The following is a 23,059-nucleotide window of genomic DNA, read 5'->3' as shown; positions in this document are numbered from 1 at the left end:
GACCGCTCCTCGCTAGCGCGGTCAGCGCCCGACCATCACCCCGACCGGCTCGGGGGTGAAGCCGGGGAAGACCTGGGCGGCGGAGGCGTCGGTGCGCGACAGGACGACCTCGGAGAGCACCGAGCGGAAGTCGGTGGTGACGGTGAGGTCGGCGTCGAGGGAGTTCTCCAGACCGGGCCAGCGGCCGTAGTAGCGCCCGCCCTTGACCCCGGCACCGGCGAGGAACATGACGTTGCCCCAGCCGTGGTCGAGGCCGTAGTTGGAGTTCTCCGAGACCCGTCGGCCGAACTCCGAGATGGTCAGCAGGGTGACCCGCTCGCGCATCGAGCCGAGGTCGGCGAAGAAGGCGGCGATCGCGGTGGCCAGGTCGTTGGCGTTGTACTTCATCGCGCCCCAGTCGAGGGTGCCGAGGTCGGCGTGCATGTCCCACTCGCCCTGGTCGACGGTCACCAGGGAGACGCCGACGTCGCCGCGGATGGTGCGGGCGACGGCGGCCAGCGCCCGGCCCAGGTCGCTGTCGGGGTAGGCCGCGCGGTTCTCCGGCTGGGCGCGCACGGGGCCGAGGTCGGCCACGGCCGCCATCGCCGAGCGCATGCCACGGGCCATCGGGGCGGTGGAGGAGCCCCACATCTGCGACAGCGAGCGCAACCGGGCCTGGTCGGTGTCCCACTGGTCGTTGCCGGCGACGACGGCGTCGGAGATGTTGCGCAGCGACATGATCGGCTGCTCGCCGTAGAGCGAGGCCGGCGGGGAGGAGGAGCCGATGCTGACGCCCTGGAGCGGCGAGTCGCCGTCGAGGCCGCCGAGCAGGCGGTTGAGCCAGCCGCTGCGCACGCTCGAGCCCGGGTTGGCGTCCTCGACCAGCTCCATGGCCGCGAAGTGCGACCGGTTGGCCACGGCCATGCCGGTCGCGTGCACGGCGGCGAGCTCTCCCGACTGCCACATCGGGAGCAGGGGCGCGAGGTTGGGGTGCAGCCCGAAGAAGGCGTCCTTGCCCAGCAGCTTGGCCGCGGGCACGGCGATGCGGGGGCGCGCGGCGTAGTAGGCCGGGTCGCCGTGGGGCACGACGAGGGAGAGCCCGTCGGCGGCACCGCGCATCGACAGCACGACCACCACCGAGCCGTTCGGTGCCGGCGCGACCCCGGCGGCCATGGCCGGCGCGGCGCCGTAGGTGACCATCGCCGAGCCCACGGCGTACGCCGCGCCCGTGAGCCCCAGCCCGCGCAGGAAGCCGCGGCGCGAGAGCGCGGTGGCGGCGGCGTAGTCGGGGCACCCGCACGGGTCGCCGGTGCGGGAGGCGGTGCGGGCAGCAGAGGTCGTCATCGTCGTCACGCTCACCGGAGGTAGTGGTCGGGGTGGTCGAGCAGAGCAGCGAGCAGGCGCGGGAAGTGCCACTTCATCAAGGCGTGGTCGGCGGTGATGGTGGCGTCGGGGGCGATGCCGGTGGCCGTGCACGCGCCCTGGAGCAGCGAGGCGGAGGACGGACGGGCGTGCACGCGGCGGGCCATGTGGTCGACCAGGTCGCGGAAGACGATCGGGAACTCCGGCACCCACTCGGTGGGCTTCTTGTAGGTCGTGCCGTGCTCGGGCCACCACCCGCCCGACATCGACCAGTGCATGGCCATCGAGGCCAGGGCGCGGGCCGGGGAGTCCCAGGCGGCGTTGGTGAGCGGCTGCCCGTCGGGGCGCGGCCAGGCGAAGGGCTTGAGCCCGATGGTCTCCGACTGCCAGATCATCGCGTTGGCGGCGGCCTCGCCGTCGCTGGGCGGCTCGAGGGGCAGGCCGAGGGCGCGGTAGGTCGCGACGACGTCCTCGGCGGGGTCGCGCAGCTTGGTGCGCCGCGAGGTGCGGAACTCGCGGCTGTTGACCAGCTTCATCAGCACCGGCTTGATGGCGGTGTCGTTGGCCAGGTAGGTCGCGGCGAGCCTCTCCACCAGCGCGTCGCTGGGGGTGTCGCTGACGAAGCGCAGCGCCAGCTTGCGCGCGATGCGCCGGGCCGTGGCGGGGTGGTGGGCCAGGTGCACGAGGTAGGCCCGCACGACCTCGCGCCCGTCGGCGGCGGCGTTGTCGTGGCTGAAGCCCGCCACCTGCACCGGCCCGGTCCAGTGGTCCTCGGGGCGGTAGGTGGCGGCCCAGGTGCGCCACAGGTCGACGCGGTAGCCGGTGAGGATCCGCGCGGAGGCCTTGACGTCGTCCTCGGTGTAGTTGCCGACCCCGACGGTGTGCAGCTCGAGCAGCTCGCGGCCGAGGTTCTCGTTGGGGTGGGCCTTGGTGGAGGTCGCGCCGTCGAGGAAGATCAGCATCGAGGGGTGGGTGATCGCCTCGACCAGCATCTCGTCGAAGCGCCCGAGCGCGTGGCGCCGCATGATCTCGCCGTACGGCGCGCGCCACACCGCCTGCGCGTCGCCGATCGCCGGCACGTGGAGGTGGCCCTCCCAGAACTCCGTCATGACCTCGAGCACCTGCTGGCGCGAGGTGATGCGCCGCGCCATCACCCGGCGCGCGTAGTCGTACATGACCTCCCACGTGCCGCGGACGTCGGTGATCTGGCGCTGCCAGAGGTCGGCGGGTCCGCGGTGGAGGTCGGGCCACCAGTCGGCGAGGGCCTCGGCGCGGGCGGAGTCGGCGCTGGCGAGCTGGTCGCGGAACCACGCCATCCCGCCGCCGGCGGCCTTGACCTCGGCGGTGAGCTCGGGCGTGACGCCGTAGGAGAAGCGGGTGACCAGGTGGCGGGCGCCGGCGCCCAGGACGGGCGTGCGGGCGTAGCGACCGGGGGCGTAGGTGGCACTCACGAGGCGGGGGGTCCTCATCCGTGGGGTGGTGCGGCGGGGGGTGCAGGGGGGTGTCGAGGGGGGCGACACGGTGATCTTCGGCCGCGACGCGCCGAGGCGGAGGGATCGGCTGCAGAACGGGCCGTCAGGCGGGCGGCATGGCCCGGACGGGCCATGCCCGGATGGCCCGGACGGGTCATCCGGGAGAGGTGGGCGGGGTGCGGTCGAGCCGTTCGCGGCGTCGGTGTCGCCGAACGGCGCACGGAGCGTCGCGGCGTCGGTACGTTGCGACCGTCCAGCCCGCGGCACCCCGCCCCGGGCCCGCCCCCCGGTCACGAGGATCCCCGATGAGCGACAGCACCCCCTCAGCCCCGCCCCCGCCGCCCGAGGGCTACCGCCCCCCGCCGCCGGCCGGCTCGCCCTCCTCCTACGGCGCGCAGCCGCCCTCGCCGTACGGCGGCTACGGCGCGCCCGCCGCCTACGGCGCCCCGGGTGGCGCGCCCCTCGGCAAGGTCCGCGGCACCGGCGTCTGCATCGTGCTGGCCATCGTGACCTTCGGCATCTACTCCCTCTACTGGTACTTCAAGACCCACGAGGAGATGAAGCAGCACAGCGGCCAGGGCGTCGGCGGCGGCGTGGGCCTGATCCTGGCCCTCTTCGTCGGGTTCGTGATGCCCTACCTCACCGCCAGCGAGGTCGGCGGGCTCTACAAGCGTCGCGGCCAGGAGCCGCCGGTCAGCGGGCTCACCGGCCTGTGGTACTTCCCCGGCATGTTCATCCTCGTCGGCCCGATCGTGTGGTTCGTGAAGACCAACGGCGCCCTCAACCGCTACTGGGAGTCGCTGGGCGCCACCCGCGACTGACCCGCACGGAACACCCGGGACGCTCCCGGGGTTGGCCCGACGTACCCTCGTCACCGATCCCAGGAGCGTCTCCCCGTGCCCATCTCCGAGCTGTTCACCCCGATCACCCTGCGCGGCGTCACCGTGCGCAACCGGGTCTGGGTGGCGCCGATGTGCCAGTACTCCTCCGTCGACGGCCTGCCCGACGACTGGCACCTGGTGCACCTCGGCTCCTTCGCCCGCGGCGGCGCCGGCCTGGTGATGACCGAGGCCGCGGCCGTGGTGCCCGAGGGCCGCATCACCCCGCAGGACGCCGGCATCTGGGACGACGCCCAGCGCGACGCCTGGCGCCGCGTCGTCGACTTCGTGCACGGCCAGGGGGCCACGGCGGCGGTCCAGCTCGCCCACGCCGGGCGCAAGGCCTCCGCGGCCCGCCCCTGGGCCGAGGGCCAGGTGGCCTCCGACGCCGAGGGCGGCTGGGAGCCGGTCGGCCCGTCGGCCGAGGCCTTCCCGGGCCTGCGCGACCCGCGTGCGCTGACGGTCGCCGAGATCGAGCAGGTCGTGGCGGCCTTCGGGGCCGCCGCGGTGCGCGCCGTCGAGGCCGGCTTCGACGTCGTCGAGGTCCACGCCGCCCACGGCTACCTGCTCCACGAGTTCCTCTCCCCGCTCTCCAACCACCGCGACGACGAGTACGGCGGCCCCTTCGAGCACCGCGCCCGCCTCCTGCTCGACGTCGTGCGCCGGGTCCGCGCGGCCGTCGGCGAGGACGTGCCGCTGCTGGTGCGCATCTCCGCGACCGACTGGGCCGAGGGCGGCTGGGACGCCGACTCCTCGGTGCGGCTCGCGGGGCTGCTGCGCGAGGCGGGCGTCGACCTGGTCGACACCTCCTCGGGGGGCAACCTGCGCGTCGACATCCCGGTGGAGCCGGGCTATCAGGTGCCGTTCGCGGCCCGGATCCGCGCCGAGGCCGGCATCGCCTCGGGTGCGGTGGGCCTGATCACCGAGCCCAAGCAGGCCAACGACGTCATCGCCGAGGGCTCCGCCGACGTGGTGCTGCTGGCCCGCGAGCTGCTGCGTGACCCGCACTGGCCGCTGCGCGCGGCCCACGAGCTCGGCGTCGAGCCGGGGGAGGGCGTCGACTGGCCGGTGCAGTACCGCGCGGGGGCGGCCGGCTGGTGAGGCCGGTGGGGTCGGCGGGTGTCACCAGCCGGCTGGTGACACCCGCGCCTGTCGGCCCACGCGTCGGCCGACAGGTGCGGGTCCGGGCCGACAGGTGAGGTCTCAGTAGGTGAGCGAGGCGCGCACGTGCTCGGCGTGGGCGAGGGCCTGCTCGATGAGCTCGCCGACGTGGGTGTCGTAGAGCCGGTACTCGCGGTGGCGACCGTCCTGGGTGGAGGTGACGAAGCCCAGGTCGCGCAGCAGCCGCAGCTGGTGGGAGACCGCCGACTGCTCCATGTCGAGCGCCTCGGTCAGAGCACCGACCGTCGTCGGGCCGTCCTGCAGCACCGCCAGGATCCGCAGTCGGTGGGGGCTGGCCAGCGCGCGCAGGGTCGCCGCGACCGCGGCGGCGGCGTCGACGTCGAGATCGGGGCGGCGCGCCTGCCCGGTCGTCTGGTGGCCCATGGCCGCCACCCTACCGAGACTGATGACGACTTCTTCATATGATGTACCGTTCATGCGTCAGCCGCCGCGACGAGAGGCAGCCCGTGAACGACCGCGACCACAGCCACGACCACAGCCACGACCACAGCCACGCCGGCGGCCTGCGGGGCGCCGTGCGGGAGTTGCTCCACCCGCACAGCCACGACGCCGCCGACTCCGTCGACAGCGCCCTGGAGGGCAGCGCCGAGGGCATCCGGGCGGTCAAGGTCAGCCTGGTCGTCCTGCTGCTCACCGCCGCGGTGCAGGCGGCGCTCGTGGCGGTCACCGGCTCGGTGGCGCTGCTGGCCGACACCATCCACAACGTCTCCGACGCGTTGACGGCGCTGCCGCTGTGGGTGGCCTTCGCGCTCGGGCGGCGCCGGCCGACCTCGCGCTACACCTACGGCTACGGCCGCGCCGAGGACCTCGCCGGCATCGTGGTGGTCGTCATGATCGCCGGCTCCGCCGTGCTCGCGGGCTACGAGTCGGTGCGGCGCCTGCTCGACCCCGCGCCGCTGAGCCACCCCTGGGTGGTGGTGGCCGCCGGCCTGGTCGGCTTCGTCGGCAACGAGCTGGTGGCGGCCTACCGGATCCGGGTCGGTCGCCGGATCGGGTCGGCCGCGCTCGTCGCCGACGGCCTGCACGCCCGCACTGACGGCTTCACCTCGCTGGCCGTCGTGCTCGGCGCGCTCGGCGTGGTGGCGGGCTTCCCGCTGGCCGACCCCCTGGTGGGGCTGGTCATCACCGTGGCCATCCTGCTCGTCCTGCGCACCGCCGCACGCGACATCCTGTGGCGGCTGATGGACGCCGTCGACCCGGCGCTGACCGAGCGGGCCGCCGACGCCCTGCGCTCGACCCGCGGTGTCGTGGAGGTGGAGTACCTCCGGCTGCGCTGGGTCGGCCACCGCGTGAGCGCCGAGGCCGGGGTGGTGGTCGCGCGCGACCTCGACCTGACCGCCGCCCACGACATCGCCCACGACGCGGAGCGTCGGCTGCTGCAGGACGTGCCGCGGCTCGACACCGCGACCCTGCACGTCAGCCCGCGGGCCCTCGACGGGGCCGCTCAGAGCACCGAGCGGTAGACCTCCACCGTGCGGGCCGCGATGGCGCCCCAGCTGAAGGACTCGATGGCCCGCTGCCGGCCCGCGCGCCCCATCGCGGCGGCCCGGTCGGGGTCGGAGACGACCTCGACGAGCGCCGCGGCGAAGTCGGCGACGTAGCGGTCGGGGTCGAGGGGCGTGCCGGTGCCGTCGGTGGCCTGCTCGATCGGCACGAGCCGGCCCGTGGCGTCGGGGCCGGCGCCGTCGACGACGACCTCGGGGATGCCGCCGGTCGCGGTGGCCACCACCGCGGTCTCGCAGGCCATCGCCTCGAGGTTGACGATGCCCAGCGGCTCGTAGATCGAGGGGCAGGCGAAGGCGGTGGCGGCGCTGAGCAGCGCGACCACGTCGGCGCGCGGCAGCATCTCGCGGATCCAGACCACGCCGTCGCGCTCGGCGGCCAGGCCGGCCACCAGCGTCTCGACCTCGGCCTGGATCTCCGGGGTGTCGGGGGCCCCGGCGCACAGCACGATCTGCACCTCGGGCGGCAGCTGCGCCACCGCGCGCAGGAAGAGCGGCAGCCCCTTCTGCCGGGTGATCCGGCCGACGAAGACGACCGAGGGCCGGTCGGGGTCGACGCCCTGGGCGCGCACCCGGTCGGGGGCGTCCACGGGCGACCACAGGTCGGTGTCGATGCCGTTGTGCACGGTGTGCACGCGGTCGGGGTCGACGGCGGGGTAGGAGCGCAGCACGTCCTCGCGCATCGCGGCCGACACCGCGATCACCGCGGCCGCCGCCTCGTAGGAGGTGCGCTCGACCCACGACGACAGGGCGTAGCCGCCCCCGAGCTGCTCGGCCTTCCAAGGCCGCAGCGGCTCCAGGGAGTGCGCCGAGACGACGTGCGGCACGCCGTGCAGCAGCGAGGCGAGGTGGCCGGCCATGTTGGCGTACCAGGTGTGGGAGTGCACCAGGTCGCTGCCGGCGCAGCCCTGCGCGATGGCGAGGTCCACGCCCAGGGTGCGCAGGGCCGGGTTGGCGCCGGCGAGCTCGCCCAGGTCGGCGTACGACGAGGTGCCGGGCTCCTCGCGCGGGGCGCCGAAGGCGTGCACCCGGGTGTCGGGTCCGTCGGGCATCGCGCGCAGCGCACGCACCAGCTCGGCGACGTGCACCCCCGCCCCGCCGTAGATCTCCGGGGGGTACTCCTTGCTCAGGACGTCGACTCGCACGCAGAGGAACCTACTCGCCCCGGGGGCGACACGCCGCGCGGGAACAGCGCCCGTGGACGCCGAGTTGGGGCGGGCATGAGCACCCGCCCCGTGAAGGTCCCCGACGCCAGCCACCCGATCTCGGTCACCGCCACCGGCCAGCCCGTCACCGTCAGCGTCGACGGCCACGTGGTCGCGCGCACCGACGCCGCGCTCAGCCTGGCCGAGGCGGGCTACCCGCCCGTGCAGTACGTGCCGATCGGCGACGTCGACCCGCTCGTGCTGACCCGCACCGAGCACGCCACCTACTGCCCCTACAAGGGCGAGGCCGGCTACTACAGCCTCGTGGTCGGGGGCCGCACGCTGGAGAACAAGGTGTGGACCTACGACGCGCCCTACCCCGCGGTCGCCGAGATCGCCGGTCACGTCGCCTTCTACCCCGACGTCGTGGACGTGCGCGTCGGCTGACCTGCCCAGCCGGGGGTCCGGGGCGTTACGGTGACGCCATGAGCGCCTCCCGCAAGAAGGTCCTGGCCATCGTGCTCGCCGGCGGTGAGGGCAAGCGACTGATGCCGCTCACCGCCGACCGGGCCAAGCCCGCGGTGCCCTTCGCGGGCATCTACCGCCTCATCGACTTCGCCCTGTCCAACGTCGTCAACTCCGGCTACCTCCAGGTCGTGGTGCTGACGCAGTACAAGAGCCACAGCCTCGACCGTCACGTCACCCAGACGTGGCGCATGTCGACCATGCTCGGCAACTACGTCACCCCGGTGCCGGCCCAGCAGCGCGTGGGCAAGCACTGGTACCTCGGCAGCGCCGACGCGATCTACCAGTCGCTCAACCTCATCAAGGACGAGAAGCCCGACATCGTCGTCGTGGTCGGGGCCGACCACGTCTACCGCATGGACTTCTCCCAGATGGTGGCCCAGCACGTCGAGAGCGGCGCGGCCTGCACCGTCGCGGCGATCCGGCAGCCCATCTCGCTGGCCGACCAGTTCGGCGTGATCGACGTCGTGCCCGACGAGCCGAGCCGCATCCGCGACTTCCTCGAGAAGCCCACCGACCCGGTGGGGCTGCCCTCCAGCCCCGGCGAGGTGCTGGCCTCGATGGGCAACTACGTCTTCGACGCCGACGCGCTCGTCGAGGCCGTCACCCGCGACGCCACCACGCCCGGCTCCAAGCACGACATGGGCGGCGACATCGTGCCGGCCTTCGTGCGCCGCTCCCAGGCCGGCGTCTACGACTACCGCGACAACGTCGTGCCCGGCGCGACCGACCGTGACCGCGGCTACTGGCGCGACGTCGGCACGCTCGGGTCCTACTACGCCGCCCACATGGACGTCGTCTCCCCGCTGCCGGTCTTCAACCTCTACAACTTCGACTGGCCGATCTACACCGCCTACGGCCCGCAGCCCCCGGTCAAGATCGTGCAGGGCGGCGACGGCACCAAGGCCGAGGTCGACGAGGCCGTGCTCTCGCCCGGGGCCGTGGTGACCGGCGGCGCGGTCAGCCGCTCGGTGCTCTCGCCCGCGGTGCGGGTGGAGTCCGGCGCCGAGGTCAGCGGCTCGGTGCTGCTCAACGGCGTGCAGGTCGGCGCCGGCGCGGTCGTGCGCAACGCCATCCTCGACAAGAACGTCGTGGTGCCCGCGGGCGCGCAGGTCGGCGTCGACCCCGAGGCCGACCGGGCCCGGGGCTTCGTGGTCGAGGACGGCCTCACCGTGCTCGGCAAGGACCAGCCCTTCCCGGCCTAGGTCGCGGGCGGCGGGTCCGCGAGCAGCCCCGCGGCCCGCGCCGGCTCGGCGTAGGCCACGGCGAGGGTCTCGGTGGTCTCGTGGGCGTTGAGCCCGCTGGGGTTGGGCACGATCCACAGCTGTGCGCCGGCCAGGGGCTCGGGCTGGCGGCCCTGCTGCGCACGGGGCAGAGCGAAGGCGGTGCGGTAGGCCGTGACGCCGGCGACCGCGACCACGCGGGGGCGCACCCTCTCGACCAGCGCCGTGAGCCGCTCGGCTCCGGCGCGCAGCTCTGCGGCGCCGAGCTCGGAGGCCTTGGCGGTCGCGCGGGGTGCGAGGTTGGTCAGCCCGATCCCGCGCTCGCGCAGACGGTCGCGGTCGACGTCGGTGAAGCCCGCGGCCGGGTCGACGGGGTGCTCGATCACCCCGGCGCGAAGCATCGCGGGCCAGAACCGGTTGCCCGGGTGGGCGAAGTGCGTGCCGGTCGCCGCGGTCCACAGGCCGGGGTTGATCCCGACCACGAGCAGCCGCACCGGGTGCGCGTCGTCGCCGAGCACGTCGGGCACCTCCGCGTCGCGGAAGCCCTCCAGCTCGGCGCGGGTGAAGGTCTGCCGCGGGCTCACGCGCCGAGCCTGCCACGCCGGCGCCGCGCTGCCCGCGGGAACCCCGCGCCGCGGGCTACCGTCGGAGCACCATGCGCCTCCTCCTCGGGACCCTGACCGTGCTCGTGCTCGCGTCGGGCTGCGCCGACGACCAGACCTCGGGGTCGGCCGCCGACCCGGTCCGCACGGCTGCGGAGCCCGAGGTCGTCGCGCTGCTGAGCGCCACGGCGGCGGGTGGCCGGGCGGAGGCGGAGCCGACTCGCCTGCGCGAGCCGGGCGACGTGGCCGCGCTGGTCGCCGACCTGCGGGGGCCGCTGGTGGGCGAGGTGCGCCGTGCGGTCGAGGGCACCGACGTGCCGCAGGGGAGCGAGCTGGTCGGCGGCGTCGTGGCGGTGGGCTGCGAGCCGGCCGAGGACGTCGCGGTGGAGGGCGCCGGTGAGGGGCTGCGGCTCGAGGCCGTCCCCGCCGCCGCGACGGGTCGGGAGTGCCTGGCGCCGGTGACGACGGTGGCGCTGGTGCTGGTCGACGACCGGGCCGACGACCGGGCCGACGGCTGAGCCGGCCGACGACCGCGCCGGCCGGACCGGGTCAGCCGCGGGGCGCGGCGTAGGTGACCAGGAGGCTGTTGGCCACCGACCGCTGGAAGTCGTCGGAGGGCTCGTTCTCGACCGCCAGCCCGCCGTCGCCCTGCTCGGCCACGAGGGTGGAGGAGCCACCGCCGTCGAGGTTGAGCGCCTCGTCGGCGCCGAGGTCGATCATGAGGTCGGCCAGCTCGACCATGGTGTGGCCGCGGCTCTGCTGGGAGCGGCCGTCGACCACGAGCACGAGCACCTCGCCGGTGTCGGAGTCGATGCCCACCGCCGTGCGCGGGTGCATCTCGCGGTCGTCGACGACCTGCACCACCCCGTCGTCGACGAGGAACTTGTTGCCGGTCACGACCATGCGCGGGGCGCCCTCGAGCGACCAGGTGGTGCGCACCGGCGTCCCGACCCGCAGCGCGCGCAGGGAGCGGGCCCCGTCGCCGCGCCCGACGAGCAGCCGGCCGTCGATCCTGGCCCCGGGCTGGAGGCGGGTGCGGTTGGCGACGACCCGGCCGCCGCGCACGACGACGAGTCGCACGTCCTCCTGCTGGCCCTGCACGACCTGGTAGCCCGGCGAGCGACCCCACCGGGGCGTGTAGATCCCGACCCCGCCGGGAGCCACGAAGTGCGAGTTGAGGTTGGTGACGTCGATGCCGGGGCGGTCGACGACCGAGGCCCGCAGGCGGACCGTGCCGATGTGGGGCGCGCCGTGGGCGCCGAGGTAGAAGGCGGAGTTCCACCCCGAGGCACGGGCGTTCATGACGCCCCCGGCCTGCGAGCGGCCGACGCCGAGCGGGGCGCCCGTGCGGCCGATGTCGTAGAAGTCGCCGTTGACGGCGCCGACCGCGGCGGGCCGGTCCTGGGCCATGTCGAGCACGGTCTCGGTGGCGGCGACCCGGCCGGGGTTGGCGTAGTCGAGGCCCACCCCCCTCACCGAGGGGTCGACCACCAGCAGGTGCGCGCGGACCGGGCCGCGGGCGTCGGTCTGGCTCCACTCCCGCAGCTCGACCCCGGGGGCGACCTGGCGCACCGAGACGACGCTGCGGGTGAGGAGGCGGCGCTCGCCGGGGCTGACGGGCGCCGCCAGGGTGCCGGCGAAGCCGTCGGAGGTCTGCCGGTCGCGGCCCTCGCCGGCGGCGGTGCCCGGCCGGGTCGCCGGGGCCCCGGCGGGGCTCGCGGCAGGGCTCACGGAGCCGGCGGGAGCGGGGTCGTCGGGGGTCGCCAGGGCCGGGGCGCCGAGGGCGAGCAGCCCGCTCAGCGCCGCGGCAGCCAGGGGTCGGGAGACGCGCACGGCATGAAGGCTAAGCCTCTCACCGGTGCTTGCGGGGCAGATGCACCACAGTTCCCTCCAGCACCACCAGTCCCGGGGTGCGGCTGCCCGTGCCGGCGAACACGTCGCTGACCGGCGAGGCGAGCAGGTAGAGCCGCTGACCGCGCGGCACCCGCACCGCCACCGAGGGCAGGGCGATGCGCCGGGCGGCACCCGTGACGGGGGTCGGCTCGTGCAGCGGCAGAACGTTGTTCTGCACCAGCCGGGCGTCGGCCGGGGAGGTGCCGACCGCCAGGCCGTAGAAGGCGCGGCTGCCCACGCCCGGGGCGGTGACGTCGGCGGTGAGGTACGGCGTGCCCGCCACCGTGATCGGTCCCTCGGCGACCGGCGTCGCGACCGGCACGCCGAGGGCCGTGGAGGTGGCCACCGTGCCCACGTCGTAGGTCGTGGTGGCCCGGACCGACCCGGTGCTCACGCACGTGCTCGCCGGTGTGGCCAGGTGGTAGCGGCCGTAGCCCTCCAGCGTGCGCCGCCCGCCCCGCAGCGCGTGGTCGAGGAAGCGGAGGGTCAGGGCGGTGAAGTCGCCGCCGGCCAGCTTCTCGCTGCACGGGTCGGAGGTGACGTCGACGCCGCGGGGGAGCAGGGCCGGCAGCACGTGGCCGCCGTTGTAGCCCACGAAGATGCTGCGCTCCCGTGCCCGCTGCGTGAGGGCGGAGCGGAAGGTGCGCAGGCCCTGCTCGAGCGGGAAGAGGGAGTCGGTGGTGCCCTGACCGAGGAGCACGGGGATGTCGAGGCGGCGCCCCTGGCGCACGTGGAAGCGGGGGCCGTTGTCGGCGAAGTCGGCCTCGAGGTCCTCGCCTCCGGGCAGGGAGCCGTCGGGCCACGCGCCGGTGGCCGCGCCCTCCACCAGCGCCTTGTAGACCGCGGGCGGCAGGGCGTCGCTGGGCAGGGCTGCGGCGGCGAGGGCAGCCGCCCAGGCGGTGCGCACGACGCCCTCGGGGGCCAGGCTCTGGCCCAGGTCGTGCCAGGTGATCTCGGGCGCCAGGGCGTCGAAGACGGGCTCGCCGCGCAGGCGCAGCTCCTCGAAGGCGCCCACGAACTGGTAGCCACCGCCGTAGGAGCCGCCGATCGCACCGAGGCGGGGATCGCCGGGGCCGTCCTGCTCGACCCAGGCCAGGCGGCTGACCATGCGCACGAGGCGGCGTACGTCGGTGCCCTCGAGCGCCGGGTCCTCGACGTGGGCCTGCCCGCCCGACTCGCCCCAGCCGCGCTGGTCGAAGGAGACCACGCCGTAGCCCGCGTCGGTGAACGCCGCGAAGGCCGCCGGGTCGGTGGTGCGGCTGCCGCCCCAGCCGTGGCTGTGCACCACCATCGGCACCGGGTCGCGCCGGCTGGCGTCGGCGGGCCGGAAGACGGTGAAGCAGATCGCGACCGGCTCGGTGGAGCCCGGCTCGGGCACGCTGTCGAGGCAGCCGTCGTCGACCCGCACCTGGGCGGCGGCCGCGGCCGCCGGTGCCGTCAGGGGGGAGTGCGGCACGGCGAGCACCGGCGCGGCCACCGCGGCGGCGGCGGCGGCGGTGAGCAGGGCGGTGCGGACGGTGCGACGGCTCATGGGTGCTCCTCGGAGGTGACGACGCCTCCTCAACGCGCGAACGAGACCGACGTCACGCGCCGCCGGACCGACGGGGGCCGGCCGCCTCAGGAGCAGGGCACCGAGCCCAGGCGGGCCAGACCCTCGCGGTCGCCCTCGCCCAGGGTGGTGCGCCCCAGGTTGTCGGCGTTCATCAGCTCCTCGGGGTCGTCGACGTGGCCCAGGCCCACGACGTGGCCGAGCTCGTGCACCAGGATGGCGCGCATCTGCTCGCGCCCGCCCGGCTCGTCGGCGAGGCGGTCGTAGACGTCGGTGTCGAGGGCGACCATGCCGGTGACGTAGTAGCGCCGGCCCAGGCCCTGGCTGGTCGCGCTGCCGCCGAGCCCGGCGACGTCGCCGGCCAGGCGCGGCACCTCCTCGGCGTCGGACCAGCCGATGAGCACCGGCGCGGGCCGACCGAGCAGGCTCTCGCGCCGCTCGAAGTCGCGGTCGTCGGTCACCCCCTCGTCGCTGAACCGGAAGCCCGTGGCCCCCTCGATCTCGGCCACCGACTCCGAGACCAGCTCCTCCCAGCCCTCCGGCGCCCCCTCGGGGTTGACCACGTAGGTGATCGGCTCGCAGGGGTTCCAGCTCACCGGCTGGCGGCCCCCGCGCTGGGTGAGGCTGAAGTCGTAGGACCCGCCGGTGTCCTCGACGCCCACGAGGTCGCCCAGCCGGTCGTTGCGACCCAGCAGGTCGCGCATCCGGTTGCCGAAGGCGCCCGGGTCGCGCATCAGCAGCAGCGTGGTCACCACGACCGCCACCAGCAGCCCCGGCAGCACCGGCCCGTGGGCGCGGCGCTCGCGGCGCGGCCCCGACGTACGCCGGCGCGCGCCCCACGGCTCCCGGACGGGACGGTGGGTCGGGCTCGCCCCCAGGCCGTGGGCCTGGTCGAGACGGTCGAGCTCGCGCAGGCGCCGCTCCATCTCCCTGGCCCAGCGCCGCTGCGCGCGTCGTTGCGAGAACCCCACGGCGCCATTCTCACCCGGCGCTCCACACCGGCGTGGCCGGACGGGCGCAGCGGTGTCGCACTAGGGTCGGCGGCGTGCCGGTGTGGAACACCTTCGTAGAGGGCGACAACCTCGCCGTCCTGCGGGCGTGCGCCGCGCGCGGCGAGGTCTTCGACCTGGTCTACATCGATCCGCCCTACAACACCGGGCACGCCTTCGCCTACGCCGACGACCGCCGCGGCGCGCCCGGGGAGGGCCGCCACGCCGCCTGGACCGCCTTCATGCGCCCCCGCCTCGAGGCGGCCCGCGACGTGCTCGCCGACACCGGGGCGCTCTTCGTCAGCATCGACGACCACGAGGCGGCCCACCTGCGGCTGCTGCTCGACGACGTCCTGGGCGAGGAGGGCTTCCTGGCCCAGGTCGTGGTCAACCTCAACCCCAAGGGCCGCCAGCTCGGCGGCGGCTTCGCCACCAGCCACGAGTACCTCCTGGTCTACGCCCGCGACCCGCGCCGCTGCGTGCTGCAGGCCAGCAGCCCCGACACCGTCGACGAGCGCGACTTCCCGCTCACCGACGCCGCGACGGGGCGGCGCTTCCGGCACCTGCCGCTGCGCAACACCAACAAGAAGTTCAACCCCACCACCTCCCGCACGCTGCACTTCGCGGTGTGGGGCGACCCGGTTACCGGCCGCGTCGCCACCGCCCCCTTCGACGGCGCGGTGGAGATCGAGCCCGTCTTCGGCGACGGCCGGCCCGCGGTCTGGCGCTGGAGCCGCCCCCTCATCGACCAGCGCCCCGACGACCTCGTCTGCCGCACCGTCAACGGCGTGCGCGGCCCGCGGGTCGACGTCTTCCAGCGCGACTGGCTGCACCCGGGCCGGCGCAAGAAGCTGACCACGATCTGGCTGGCCGAGGAGGTGGGCTCCACCGACACCGCGGTGGCCGAGCTCAAGGAGCTGGTGGGCCACGTCTTCGAGTCGCCGAAGCCCACCGGCCTGCTGCGCCGCGTGCTCGCCACGATGCCCGCCGACGCGCGGGTGCTCGACTTCTTCGCCGGCAGCGGCACCACCGGCCACGCGGTGGCGCTGGCCAACGCCGCCGACGGCGGCAGCCGCGCCTGCACGAGCGTCGACGTGGCCGCGCCGACCCGCGTCGGGTCCAACGCCCACGCCGCGGGCCTGGTCACGGTCGCCGACATCACCCGGGCGCGGCTGCGCGCCGTGGCCGAGACCGTCGGCGGCGGGCTGGAGGAGCGGATCGAGCCGCCCGCCTGACCCGTGGCCGACCCCGGGTCACTCCACGCCGGCGGCCTTCTCCAGGGCCGCGACCTCGTCCTCGAGGAAGGTCAGCAGCCGCTGCAGGTGCGGCACGGTGCGGCGGCAGCCGGTGAGGCCGAAGGCCATCTGGCCGTCGTAGGAGGTGCAGGTGATGTTGAGGGCCATGCCGTTGATCGGGATCGACAGCGGGTAGACCCCCGTCATCCGCGCGCCGTTCCAGTAGTGGGTCGTGCGGGGGCCCGGCACGTTGCTGATGATGAGGTTGTAGGGCGAGCGGACGATGCCCTGCATCCGCAGCAGCGGCGGGATGATCGCCGGCGCCTGGCCCATCGCGGTCATCGCGATGATCTGCGTCGGCGTCATCGACGACAGCGCCTCCTTGCCGTCGACCATGGAGCGGTGGATGCTGCGCAGCCGGTCGGCCGGGTCCTCGAGGTGGGTGGCCAGCTGGGCCAGCACCGCGCCCACGGCGTTGCCGCCGTCGGCGGAGGCGATGTGGGAGGACTTCGCGTTCAGCCCCACCGGCACCATCGCCACCATCGGCTGGTCGGGCAGCGCGTCGAGCTCGAGCAGGTAGGCGCGCATCGCGCCGCTGCACATCGCGAGCACCACGTCGTTGAGGGTCGTGCCGGTGGCCCGGCCGATGGCGTGCAGCCGCTCGATCGGCCAGTCCTGGGCCGCGAAGCGTCGGGCGCCCGTGATCGGGCGGTTGAACATCGTGCGCGGCGTGCGCAGCGAGACCGTGGTCGTCTCGTTGCGCACCCCGCGGGCCAGGGTCCGCACCAGGGCCGAGGGCATGCCCGCGGCCTCGGCGCTGATGCCCAGCGCCGTGCGCGCCGCCCGCAGCGGCAGCTCGGCGAGGCTGCGGTCGCGGGTGGTGGCCAGCGCCTTCGACCGGGTGGGCGGGCGGTAGCCCCACGGCGCGGGCATGTCGCGCTCGTCGGGGTCGGTGCCCAGCACGCTCTGGAGCAGGCGCATCGCCGAGACGCCGTCGACCAGCGCGTGGTGCGACTTGGTGTAGAGCGCCACCTTGCCGTCGGCCAGGCCCTCGATGACGTGCGACTCCCACAGCGGGCGCTCCCAGGCCAGGCGCGTGGAGTGCAGCCGCGAGCACAGCTCGAACAGCTCGCGGTAGCGGCCCGGCTCCGGCAGCGCGCTGTGGCGCACGTGGTGCTCCACGTCGAAGTCCTCGTCGGGCACCCACACCAGCTGGCCCGCGGTGCGCAGCGAGCGGTGGGGGCGCTTGAGGAAGAGCGGTGCGATCTCCTCGACGTCGCGCATCTGCTCGTACATCTCGCGCACGTAGTGAGGGCCCGCGCCGGCCGGCTTCTCGAAGAGCTGCAGCCCGCCCACGTGCATCGGCATGTGACGGTTCTCGGCCAGCAGGAACGCCGTGGCGGTGGGGTCGATCGGAGTGACCACGAGGGGGCCTTTCGCTGGCAGGGGGCTGCTCGGCGGCGGCCCGGGGGCCAGGATGTCTCGCCGTGACGGCCGCCACAAGGTGAACGGTGAACTCACGGCGAAGTGACGGCGACCGCAGGGCGGTGTGCGTCACCCCGGCTGAGGGGTTCCCCTCGTCCTCGCGCGCGGGTCTTGCCGGGCCCCGGCGGCGGCCGCAGGCTCGACGTACGCCGTCCCTCCGACTCCCGGGAGCCCTCGTGGTCCGCCGTCTCCTGCCCTCCGTCCTCGTCTCCGCGGCCCTCGCCGCGGGCGCGGTCGTGCTGCCGAGCGCGGCGCACGCCGCCGACTACTCCGCGCCGCTGCGCACCGCCGTCAGCGACCTGCCGACCGCCACCGAGGTGCGCACGGGCTACTCCCGCGACCTGTTCACCCACTGGATCGACGCCGACGGCGACGGGTGCAGCACCCGCAACGAGGTGCTCATCAGCGAGGCCGACGACCCGGTCACGGTCGGCTCGGGCTGCGCGCTGTCGGGCGGGCGCTGGTACTCCTACTACGACGGCGCGTCGTGGACCGCCACCTCCGACGTCGACATCGACCACATGGTGCCGCTGGCCGAGGCGTGGGACTCCGGCGCCCGCACCTGGTCGAGCGCGACCCGCCAGGCCTACGCCAACGACCTCGGCGACCACCGCTCGCTGGTCGGGGTCACCGACAACGTCAACCAGGCCAAGAGCGACCAGGACCCCGCCGAGTGGCTGCCGGCCCAGCAGGTGTGCCGTTACGTCTCGGAGTACGTCGCGGTCAAGCACCGCTGGCGGCTCAGCGTCGACGCGGCGGAGAAGGCGGCGCTGGCCTCCGTGGCCGACGGCTGCACCAACACCACGCTGACCGTCACCCTCGCACGCTGACCCCGGCCGGACCCTGCCCGACCCGGGCCGGCCCACGAGTCGTCCACAGGCGCCCGCGCCCGTCGGTCCCTCCCCAGGCGGCCGCGGGCGGGCCCGGCGGGGCCCGGATCTCCCTAGCGTCGTCGTCGACACCGGATCCCCCCGGTGCGCGACCCTCGGGAGAGACACCATGACCAGCTCCACCCTGCGCCTGGCCGTCGCGGCGGCCGGCCTCACGCTCGCCGCCACCACCGGCTCCCTCGTTGGCGTGGCCGCGGCCCAGGCCGACCCCACCCCGCCGGCGCCCGACACGATCGTCAGGGTCACCGGCGACGCCCAGACCGGTTTCGGCATCAAGTACTACGACGGCAGCTCCGCCTTCCCCCCGCGCCTGCGCGAGGCCCTCGACGACTGCGCCGACTACCCCGCCCGGATCGGGCAGGCGCGCTGCCGCACCAAGGTCAAGACGTGGTACCGCGACCTCGCCGACACCAAGCAGGCGCTGAAGTGGGCCCGGAGCGCGGCGTGAGGTCCCCGGCCCGGGTCACCGCCCTGGTCGGCCTCGCCGGTGCCGTGGCAGGGGTCGGCCTGCTGCTGCCGGGCGCCAGCAACGGCACCCAGGCGCCGGCGGAGCCGCCGCCCGACACCATCGTCGAGGTGACCGGCGACGCCGCCAACGGCTTCGGCGTCCACCACTACGACGGCACCGCGCTCTACCCGCCCACCGACTCCGAGGCCGCGGCCGAGTGCGGGGAGTACGACACACGGGTCGCGCGGGTGCGCTGCCGCACCGAGGTGCGGGTCTGGTACCGCGACCTCGCCGACCTCCAGCAGGCCCTCGACTGGGCCCACCGCTAGGTCGTCCGCCCGCGCCGCTCCGGCCACGGCGGGGCCTCGGGGTCTGGCACGATCAGGACCATGGAGGCCCCGCCGTTCGACCTCGTGTGGAGCCGCTCGCGCAGCTCGGCGCGGGTGCGGGTCGCCCGCTGGCGCTCCAAGCGCTGGCAGATCCTCCAGTGCGCGGTGGCCGCCGCCGTCGCCTGGCTCATCGCCAGCGACCTGCTGGGTCACGACGTGCCCGTCTTCGCGCCCATCGCCGCGGTGGTCAGCCTCGGCACCTCCTACGGCCAGCGGCTGCGCCGGGTGGCGGAGGTGACGGCGGGCGTGGCCATCGGGGTGCTGCTGGCCGACCTGCTCATCGTCTGGCTCGGCGGCGGCGCCTGGCAGCTGGGGCTCATCGTGGCCCTCGCCATGACCGCAGCGGTGCTGCTCGACGCGGGCACCCTCTTCGTCAACCAGGCCGCGATCCAGTCGATCTTCGTCGTGGCCCTGCTGCCGGGGTCGGGCGCCTCGCTGACCCGGTGGACCGACGCCCTCATCGGGGGCGGCGTCGCCCTGGTGGCGGCCACGGTGGTGCCGGCGGCGGCGCTGCGGCGCCCGCGCGAGCAGGCCGCCGTCGTGCTGCGCAAGGTCGCCGAGCTCCTGCGCGGCGCCGCCGACGTCATGGTCGACGGCGAGGTCGAGCGCGGCATGGCCCTGCTCGACGACGCCCGCAGCACCGACGCGCTCATCCGCCAGCTCCAGTCGGCGGCCGACGAGGGCATGGCCATCGTGGCGTCCTCGCCGTTCCGGGTGCGGCACAAGCCGGGCATCCGGCGCATGGCGGAGCTGGTGGGCCCGATGGACCGCGCGATGCGCAGCACCCGGGTGCTGGTGCGCCAGGTCGCGGTCGCCGCCTACCACCGCCGACCGGTGCCCACCTCCTACTCCGCGCTGGCCCGCGACCTCGCCGACGCCGTCGACGTGGTGGTCGAGGAGCTCACCCAGGACCGCCAGCCCACCGCGGCGATGCCCGCGCTGCTGGCGGTGGGCATGGCCACCGGCTCGGTCGAGCGCGCCGAGGAGATGACCGCCGAGGTCGTGCTGGCCCAGCTGCGCTCCGTCGTCGTCGACCTGCTCATGCTCACCGGGCTCTCGCAGCTGGAGTCGACCGACGCGCTGCCCCCTCCGCCGCGCTGAGCCGGGTGGGGCGGGCGGGCCGGGTCACAGCTCGGCGCGCAGCTCCTGCACCACCGAGTCGACGACCGCCACGAGGTCGCCGCCGGTGCGCTCGGCCACCGCCCGCTGGCGCTGGTAGGAGGCGCCCCGGCGGGGGATGTCACCGACCAGGGCGAGCTCCTCGGAGCAGCCCAGCCGCTCCGCCACCGGGGCGAGGCGCTCCAGCAGGTCGGCCAGGTCGTCGGTGACCAGGCGCTCGGTGGAGTGCTCGTCGAGGATCACGATGGCCTCGAGGCCGTAGCGCGCCGCGCGCCACTTGTTCTCCTGCACGTGCCACGGCGGCATGGTGGGCAGCTCCTCGCCGGCGGCCAGCCGGGTGTCGAGGTCGACCACGAGGCACTGGGTGAGCGCGGTCAGCGCCGCGAGGTCGGAGAAGGTGGAGACGCCGTCGCACACCCGGCTCTCGAGGGTGCCGAGGTGGGCGGCGGGCCGCACGTCCCAGCGGATCTCGGAGAGGTCGTCGATCACGCCGGTGGTGAGCTGGTCGCGGGCGAAGCGCTCGAACTCCTCCCAGGTCGCGAACTGGAAGGGCAGCCCCGCCGTCGGCAGCTGCTGGAACATGAGCGCCCGGTTGGAGGCGTAGCCGGTGTCGACCCCGGCCCAGATCGGGGAGGAGGCCGAGAGGGCCTGCAGGTGGGGGTAGTGGTTAAGCAGCGACGACAGCACCGGCATCACCCGGCGCCGCTCGGGCAGGCCGACGTGCACGTGCACGCCCCAGATCAGCATCTGCCGGCCCCACCACTGGGTGCGGTTGATCAGCTCCTCGTAGCGGTGGCCCTCGCTGAGCTGCTGGGTGGTCCAGGAGGCGAAGGGGTGGGTGCCACCGCCGTAGAGGTCCACGCCCAGCTCGTCGGCGGCCGGCACGACCGCCTCCAGGGTGGCGCGGAGGTCCTCGACGGCGTCCCCGACGGTGTCACAGATGCCCGTCACCGCCTCGACGGTGTTGCGCAGCAGCTCCTTGTGGAGCCGCTCGGGGTGGGGCAGCCGGGGCCCGGCGAGGGCGGAGAGGTCGGCGGCGCAGTGGGTCAGGTCGCGGTCGGTCTTGTCGACCAGCGCGAGCTCCCACTCCACCCCGAGCGTGGGGGTCGGCGACCCGTGGAAGTCGATGCGCACGCGCCCAGCGAACCACACGGCCGGCGTGAGGCAGATCGCAGCGGCGGAGTTTGGCCTGCCCGGGGCAGGCCCTGCGAGCATCGCGGCCATGTCGGAGAACCGTGAGCTGAACCTGACCCTGGACTTCTGTCTCCGGGTGGGGGAGGTGCTGCTGTCCTCGGGCGCCGGCGCGGCCGACGTGACCGCGACGATGCTCTCGCTGGCGCGCGCCCTCGGCTTCTGGCAGGCCGAGTGCGACATCACCTTCACCTCCCTGGAGATGTCGCACCAGACCAGCCCCGACGAGCCCCCGGTGATCGCCACGCGCCAGGTCAAGCAGCGCGTCATCGACTACCAGCACCTCACCCGCGTCGACCACCTCGTGCGCGACGTCCTACGCGAGGACCTCGACCTGCGCCAGGCCCGGGCCGAGCTCGGCCGCATCGTCTCCACCGGTCACGACCGGCCCCGCTGGGCCGTCACCGGGGCCTGGGCCGCGATGAGCGCCGGCGTGGCGATGCAGCTCGGCGGCGACGCGGCCGTGGTCGTGCTGGCCCTGCTCAGCGCGGTCACCATCGACCGGCTCCAGCTGCGCATGGCCAAGCGCCGGATGCCGGCCTTCTACCAGCAGGTCGCCGGTGCGGGCGCCGCGACGCTGATCGCCGCGGCCGCCGCGGCCAGCCCGCTGAGCATCGACGTCTCGCTGGTCATCACGGCCAACATCGTCATGCTGCTGGCCGGCGTCGGCTTCATGGGCGGGCTCCAGGACGCCCTGACCGGCTTCTACATCACCGCCGGCGCCCGGCTGACCGAGGCGATCCTGGCCACGGCCGGCATCATCGCCGGGGTCAGCGGCGGGCTCAGCCTGGCCAACGTGGTCGGTGTCCAGATCCCCGAGATCGACCCCGGCCGCGTCGACATCCAGAGCGTGGGGCTGATGATCGTGGGCTCGGCGCTGGCCGCTGCGGCCTTCGCCTTCGCCTCCTACTCCCCGGGGCGCATCCTCGCCCCGATCGCGGGCATCGCCGCGGTGGCCATGGGCATCTCGACGTCGCTGGCCCAGCCGGGCCTGGGGCGGGCGTGGTCGGTCGGCACCGCGGCCTTCTTCGTCGGCCTCGTCGCCTTCGCCGTCGCCGGCCGGATGCGGGTGCCCCCGCTGGTGGTCGTGGTCTCGGCGATCGTGCCGATGCTGCCCGGGATCTCGATCTACCGCGGCCTCACGCTGCTGGCCGAGGGCGGGCGCCGCGACAGCTCCGAGGGCCTGCTGGCCATGGTCACCGCGGCCTCGGTCGCGATCGCGCTGGCCGCGGGCGTCATCCTCGGGGAGTACGTCGCCCAGCCCCTCAAGCGCGAGGCGCAGAAGCTCGAGGTCAGGCTCTCGGGGCCGCGACTGGTCGGCCCGGTGCGCGTGCGCAGCCGTCGCCCCGGCTCCTCGGCGCAGACCTCGCGCCGCGGCCGCTCCCGGGCCCGCGCGGAGGACGCCGACGACGGCAGCACGGGCGCCACGGGGGTCACGGGCGACGACGGGGCCGGGTCGACGGCTCAGCCGGGCTGAGCCAGCCGCTCGAGCCAGACCTCCGCGCTCCCGTCGTACGGCGCCCTGCGCGCGGCGACCGCGGCGTGCACCGCGTCGCACGACGCCCGGGCGGCCGCGACGACCTCGGGCGGGTAGGCGTAGCGCACCCGGTGCTCGGCGAACTCGTCCTCGTCGTCGACGTAGTCGCTCCCGTCGGCGCGACGCACCACGTCGAGGTCGAGGTCGACGGCGGTGACCACCGGGCCGTCGGGCCCCGCGAGCCAGCGGGGTGGCGTGGTGATGTCGACGTAGACCGACGCCCACGTGCCGGGGGCGTGGAAGGTGGCGACCCACCACTGCGCGGTCGCGACGGGCAGCAGGGTGACGGTGTCGACCTCGGAGACGAAGGCGGCGCCGGGGCGCGCGTGGTGGGTGCCGCGGGGCACGCCGACCCAGTCGCCGTGCTCGTCGGCGCCGAGGTGCACGCCCGCCATCCGCCAGTGGGGCCGATCGCCCCACTTGGTGGTCTCGATGCGGACGGGCTGCCCCGGCGCCGGTCGCAC

23 protein-coding genes are annotated in these 23,059 nt (G+C 74.9%); 12 read left to right on the top strand and 11 right to left on the bottom strand.

From position 1 onward, the window contains the following. Positions 1-21: 21 nt before the first annotated feature. Both IR170_RS10720 and IR170_RS10715 read right to left on the bottom strand, forming a co-directional pair. Entirely contained in the window at positions 22-1,323 is a 1,302-nt protein-coding gene (locus IR170_RS10720) for a DUF1501 domain-containing protein (RefSeq protein WP_193662900.1), read from the bottom strand. An 11-nt stretch (positions 1,324-1,334) separates the two neighbouring features. Then, positions 1,335-2,810 (bottom strand): DUF1800 domain-containing protein, encoded by a 1,476-nt coding sequence (locus tag IR170_RS10715; RefSeq protein WP_193662898.1) that lies wholly within the window; start codon positions 2,808-2,810, stop codon positions 1,335-1,337. Positions 2,811-3,118: 308 nt separating this feature from the next. On the opposite strand from IR170_RS10715, the gene IR170_RS19490 reads away from it, so the two are divergent. Then, complete coding sequence (locus IR170_RS19490) at positions 3,119-3,634, top strand: DUF4234 domain-containing protein (protein WP_227489019.1); 516 nt, start codon at positions 3,119-3,121, stop codon at positions 3,632-3,634. A 75-nt stretch (positions 3,635-3,709) separates the two neighbouring features. Further along, positions 3,710-4,792: an NADH:flavin oxidoreductase/NADH oxidase gene (locus tag IR170_RS10705; RefSeq protein WP_319805021.1), complete on the top strand. Its 1,083-nt coding sequence runs from the start codon at positions 3,710-3,712 to the stop codon at positions 4,790-4,792. A 102-nt stretch (positions 4,793-4,894) separates the two neighbouring features. On the opposite strand, the gene IR170_RS10700 is transcribed toward IR170_RS10705, so the two are convergent. After that, positions 4,895-5,236, bottom strand: coding sequence for an ArsR/SmtB family transcription factor (locus tag IR170_RS10700; RefSeq protein WP_193662897.1), 342 nt, complete (start codon positions 5,234-5,236; stop codon positions 4,895-4,897). A gap of 83 nt (positions 5,237-5,319) precedes the next feature. On the opposite strand from IR170_RS10700, the gene IR170_RS10695 reads away from it, so the two are divergent. After that, entirely contained in the window at positions 5,320-6,336 is a 1,017-nt protein-coding gene (locus tag IR170_RS10695; RefSeq protein WP_319805020.1) for a cation diffusion facilitator family transporter, read from the top strand. Here the strand turns inward: IR170_RS10695 and glgA are convergent. Then, complete coding sequence (gene glgA, locus IR170_RS10690) at positions 6,318-7,520, bottom strand: glycogen synthase (protein WP_193662895.1); 1,203 nt, start codon at positions 7,518-7,520, stop codon at positions 6,318-6,320. The genes IR170_RS10695 and glgA overlap by 19 nt on opposite strands. A 75-nt stretch (positions 7,521-7,595) precedes the next feature. On the opposite strand from glgA, the gene IR170_RS10685 reads away from it, so the two are divergent. Then, positions 7,596-7,967 (top strand): DUF427 domain-containing protein, encoded by a 372-nt coding sequence (locus IR170_RS10685; RefSeq protein ID WP_056865784.1) that lies wholly within the window; start codon positions 7,596-7,598, stop codon positions 7,965-7,967. A 38-nt stretch (positions 7,968-8,005) separates the two neighbouring features. Continuing rightward, the gene (glgC, locus tag IR170_RS10680) at positions 8,006-9,250 is read left to right on the top strand and encodes a glucose-1-phosphate adenylyltransferase (protein ID WP_193662841.1); all 1,245 of its coding nucleotides are present in this window, start codon (positions 8,006-8,008) and stop codon (positions 9,248-9,250) included. Here glgC and IR170_RS10675 read toward each other — a convergent pair. Further along, the gene (locus IR170_RS10675; protein ID WP_193662801.1) at positions 9,247-9,852 is read right to left on the bottom strand and encodes a mismatch-specific DNA-glycosylase; all 606 of its coding nucleotides are present in this window, start codon (positions 9,850-9,852) and stop codon (positions 9,247-9,249) included. The genes glgC and IR170_RS10675 overlap by 4 nt on opposite strands. Positions 9,853-9,923: 71 nt before the next feature. Here IR170_RS10675 and IR170_RS10670 point away from each other — a divergent pair, with 71 nt between their 5' ends. Continuing rightward, positions 9,924-10,388, top strand: a complete 465-nt coding sequence (locus tag IR170_RS10670; protein ID WP_193662799.1) for a hypothetical protein — start codon at positions 9,924-9,926, stop codon at positions 10,386-10,388. Positions 10,389-10,419: 31 nt separating this feature from the next. On the opposite strand, the gene IR170_RS20315 is transcribed toward IR170_RS10670, so the two are convergent. From IR170_RS20315 to IR170_RS20310, 3 genes are all read right to left on the bottom strand, one after another. Beyond that, positions 10,420-11,703 (bottom strand): phosphodiester glycosidase family protein, encoded by a 1,284-nt coding sequence (locus IR170_RS20315; protein WP_193662797.1) that lies wholly within the window; start codon positions 11,701-11,703, stop codon positions 10,420-10,422. Positions 11,704-11,722: 19 nt separating this feature from the next. Beyond that, the gene (locus IR170_RS10660) at positions 11,723-13,294 is read right to left on the bottom strand and encodes an alpha/beta hydrolase (RefSeq protein WP_193662794.1); all 1,572 of its coding nucleotides are present in this window, start codon (positions 13,292-13,294) and stop codon (positions 11,723-11,725) included. Positions 13,295-13,380: 86 nt separating this feature from the next. Further along, the gene (locus IR170_RS20310; RefSeq protein WP_193662792.1) at positions 13,381-14,283 is read right to left on the bottom strand and encodes a matrixin family metalloprotease; all 903 of its coding nucleotides are present in this window, start codon (positions 14,281-14,283) and stop codon (positions 13,381-13,383) included. Positions 14,284-14,357: 74 nt separating this feature from the next. Here IR170_RS20310 and IR170_RS10650 point away from each other — a divergent pair, with 74 nt between their 5' ends. Further along, positions 14,358-15,536, top strand: a complete 1,179-nt coding sequence (locus tag IR170_RS10650; protein ID WP_193662773.1) for a site-specific DNA-methyltransferase — start codon at positions 14,358-14,360, stop codon at positions 15,534-15,536. A gap of 18 nt (positions 15,537-15,554) precedes the next feature. On the opposite strand, the gene IR170_RS10645 is transcribed toward IR170_RS10650, so the two are convergent. Beyond that, positions 15,555-16,961: a WS/DGAT/MGAT family O-acyltransferase gene (locus IR170_RS10645; protein WP_193662768.1), complete on the bottom strand. Its 1,407-nt coding sequence runs from the start codon at positions 16,959-16,961 to the stop codon at positions 15,555-15,557. Between the two features lie 236 nt (positions 16,962-17,197). Here IR170_RS10645 and IR170_RS10640 point away from each other — a divergent pair, with 236 nt between their 5' ends. The 4 genes from IR170_RS10640 to IR170_RS10625 all read left to right on the top strand — a co-directional run bounded on the left by IR170_RS10640 (position 17,198) and on the right by IR170_RS10625 (position 19,849). Next, positions 17,198-17,851, top strand: coding sequence for an HNH endonuclease family protein (locus tag IR170_RS10640; protein WP_251532476.1), 654 nt, complete (start codon positions 17,198-17,200; stop codon positions 17,849-17,851). Between the two features lie 169 nt (positions 17,852-18,020). Further along, positions 18,021-18,359: a hypothetical protein gene (locus IR170_RS10635; RefSeq protein WP_193662727.1), complete on the top strand. Its 339-nt coding sequence runs from the start codon at positions 18,021-18,023 to the stop codon at positions 18,357-18,359. Next, positions 18,356-18,688, top strand: coding sequence for a hypothetical protein (locus tag IR170_RS10630; RefSeq protein ID WP_193662671.1), 333 nt, complete (start codon positions 18,356-18,358; stop codon positions 18,686-18,688). Before IR170_RS10635 ends, IR170_RS10630 begins: the two co-directional genes overlap by 4 nt. A gap of 60 nt (positions 18,689-18,748) precedes the next feature. Then, positions 18,749-19,849 (top strand): FUSC family protein, encoded by a 1,101-nt coding sequence (locus IR170_RS10625; RefSeq protein WP_056865792.1) that lies wholly within the window; start codon positions 18,749-18,751, stop codon positions 19,847-19,849. A 24-nt stretch (positions 19,850-19,873) separates the two neighbouring features. Here the strand turns inward: IR170_RS10625 and IR170_RS10620 are convergent, their stop codons facing one another. After that, the gene (locus tag IR170_RS10620) at positions 19,874-21,001 is read right to left on the bottom strand and encodes a glutamate--cysteine ligase (protein WP_251532473.1); all 1,128 of its coding nucleotides are present in this window, start codon (positions 20,999-21,001) and stop codon (positions 19,874-19,876) included. Between the two features lie 88 nt (positions 21,002-21,089). Here IR170_RS10620 and IR170_RS10615 point away from each other — a divergent pair, with 88 nt between their 5' ends. Next, positions 21,090-22,535 (top strand): threonine/serine exporter family protein, encoded by a 1,446-nt coding sequence (locus IR170_RS10615; protein ID WP_193662662.1) that lies wholly within the window; start codon positions 21,090-21,092, stop codon positions 22,533-22,535. Here IR170_RS10615 and IR170_RS10610 read toward each other — a convergent pair. Beyond that, positions 22,523-23,059 (bottom strand): DUF402 domain-containing protein, encoded by a 537-nt coding sequence (locus tag IR170_RS10610; RefSeq protein WP_193662660.1) that lies wholly within the window; start codon positions 23,057-23,059, stop codon positions 22,523-22,525. The two genes, IR170_RS10615 and IR170_RS10610, sit on opposite strands and share 13 nt — an antisense overlap.

Source organism: Nocardioides kribbensis (assembly GCF_015070375.1).
Taxonomy (GTDB): Bacteria; Actinomycetota; Actinomycetes; order Propionibacteriales; family Nocardioidaceae; genus Nocardioides; species Nocardioides kribbensis.
This window is presented reverse-complemented; position numbering and strand designations above follow the sequence as displayed.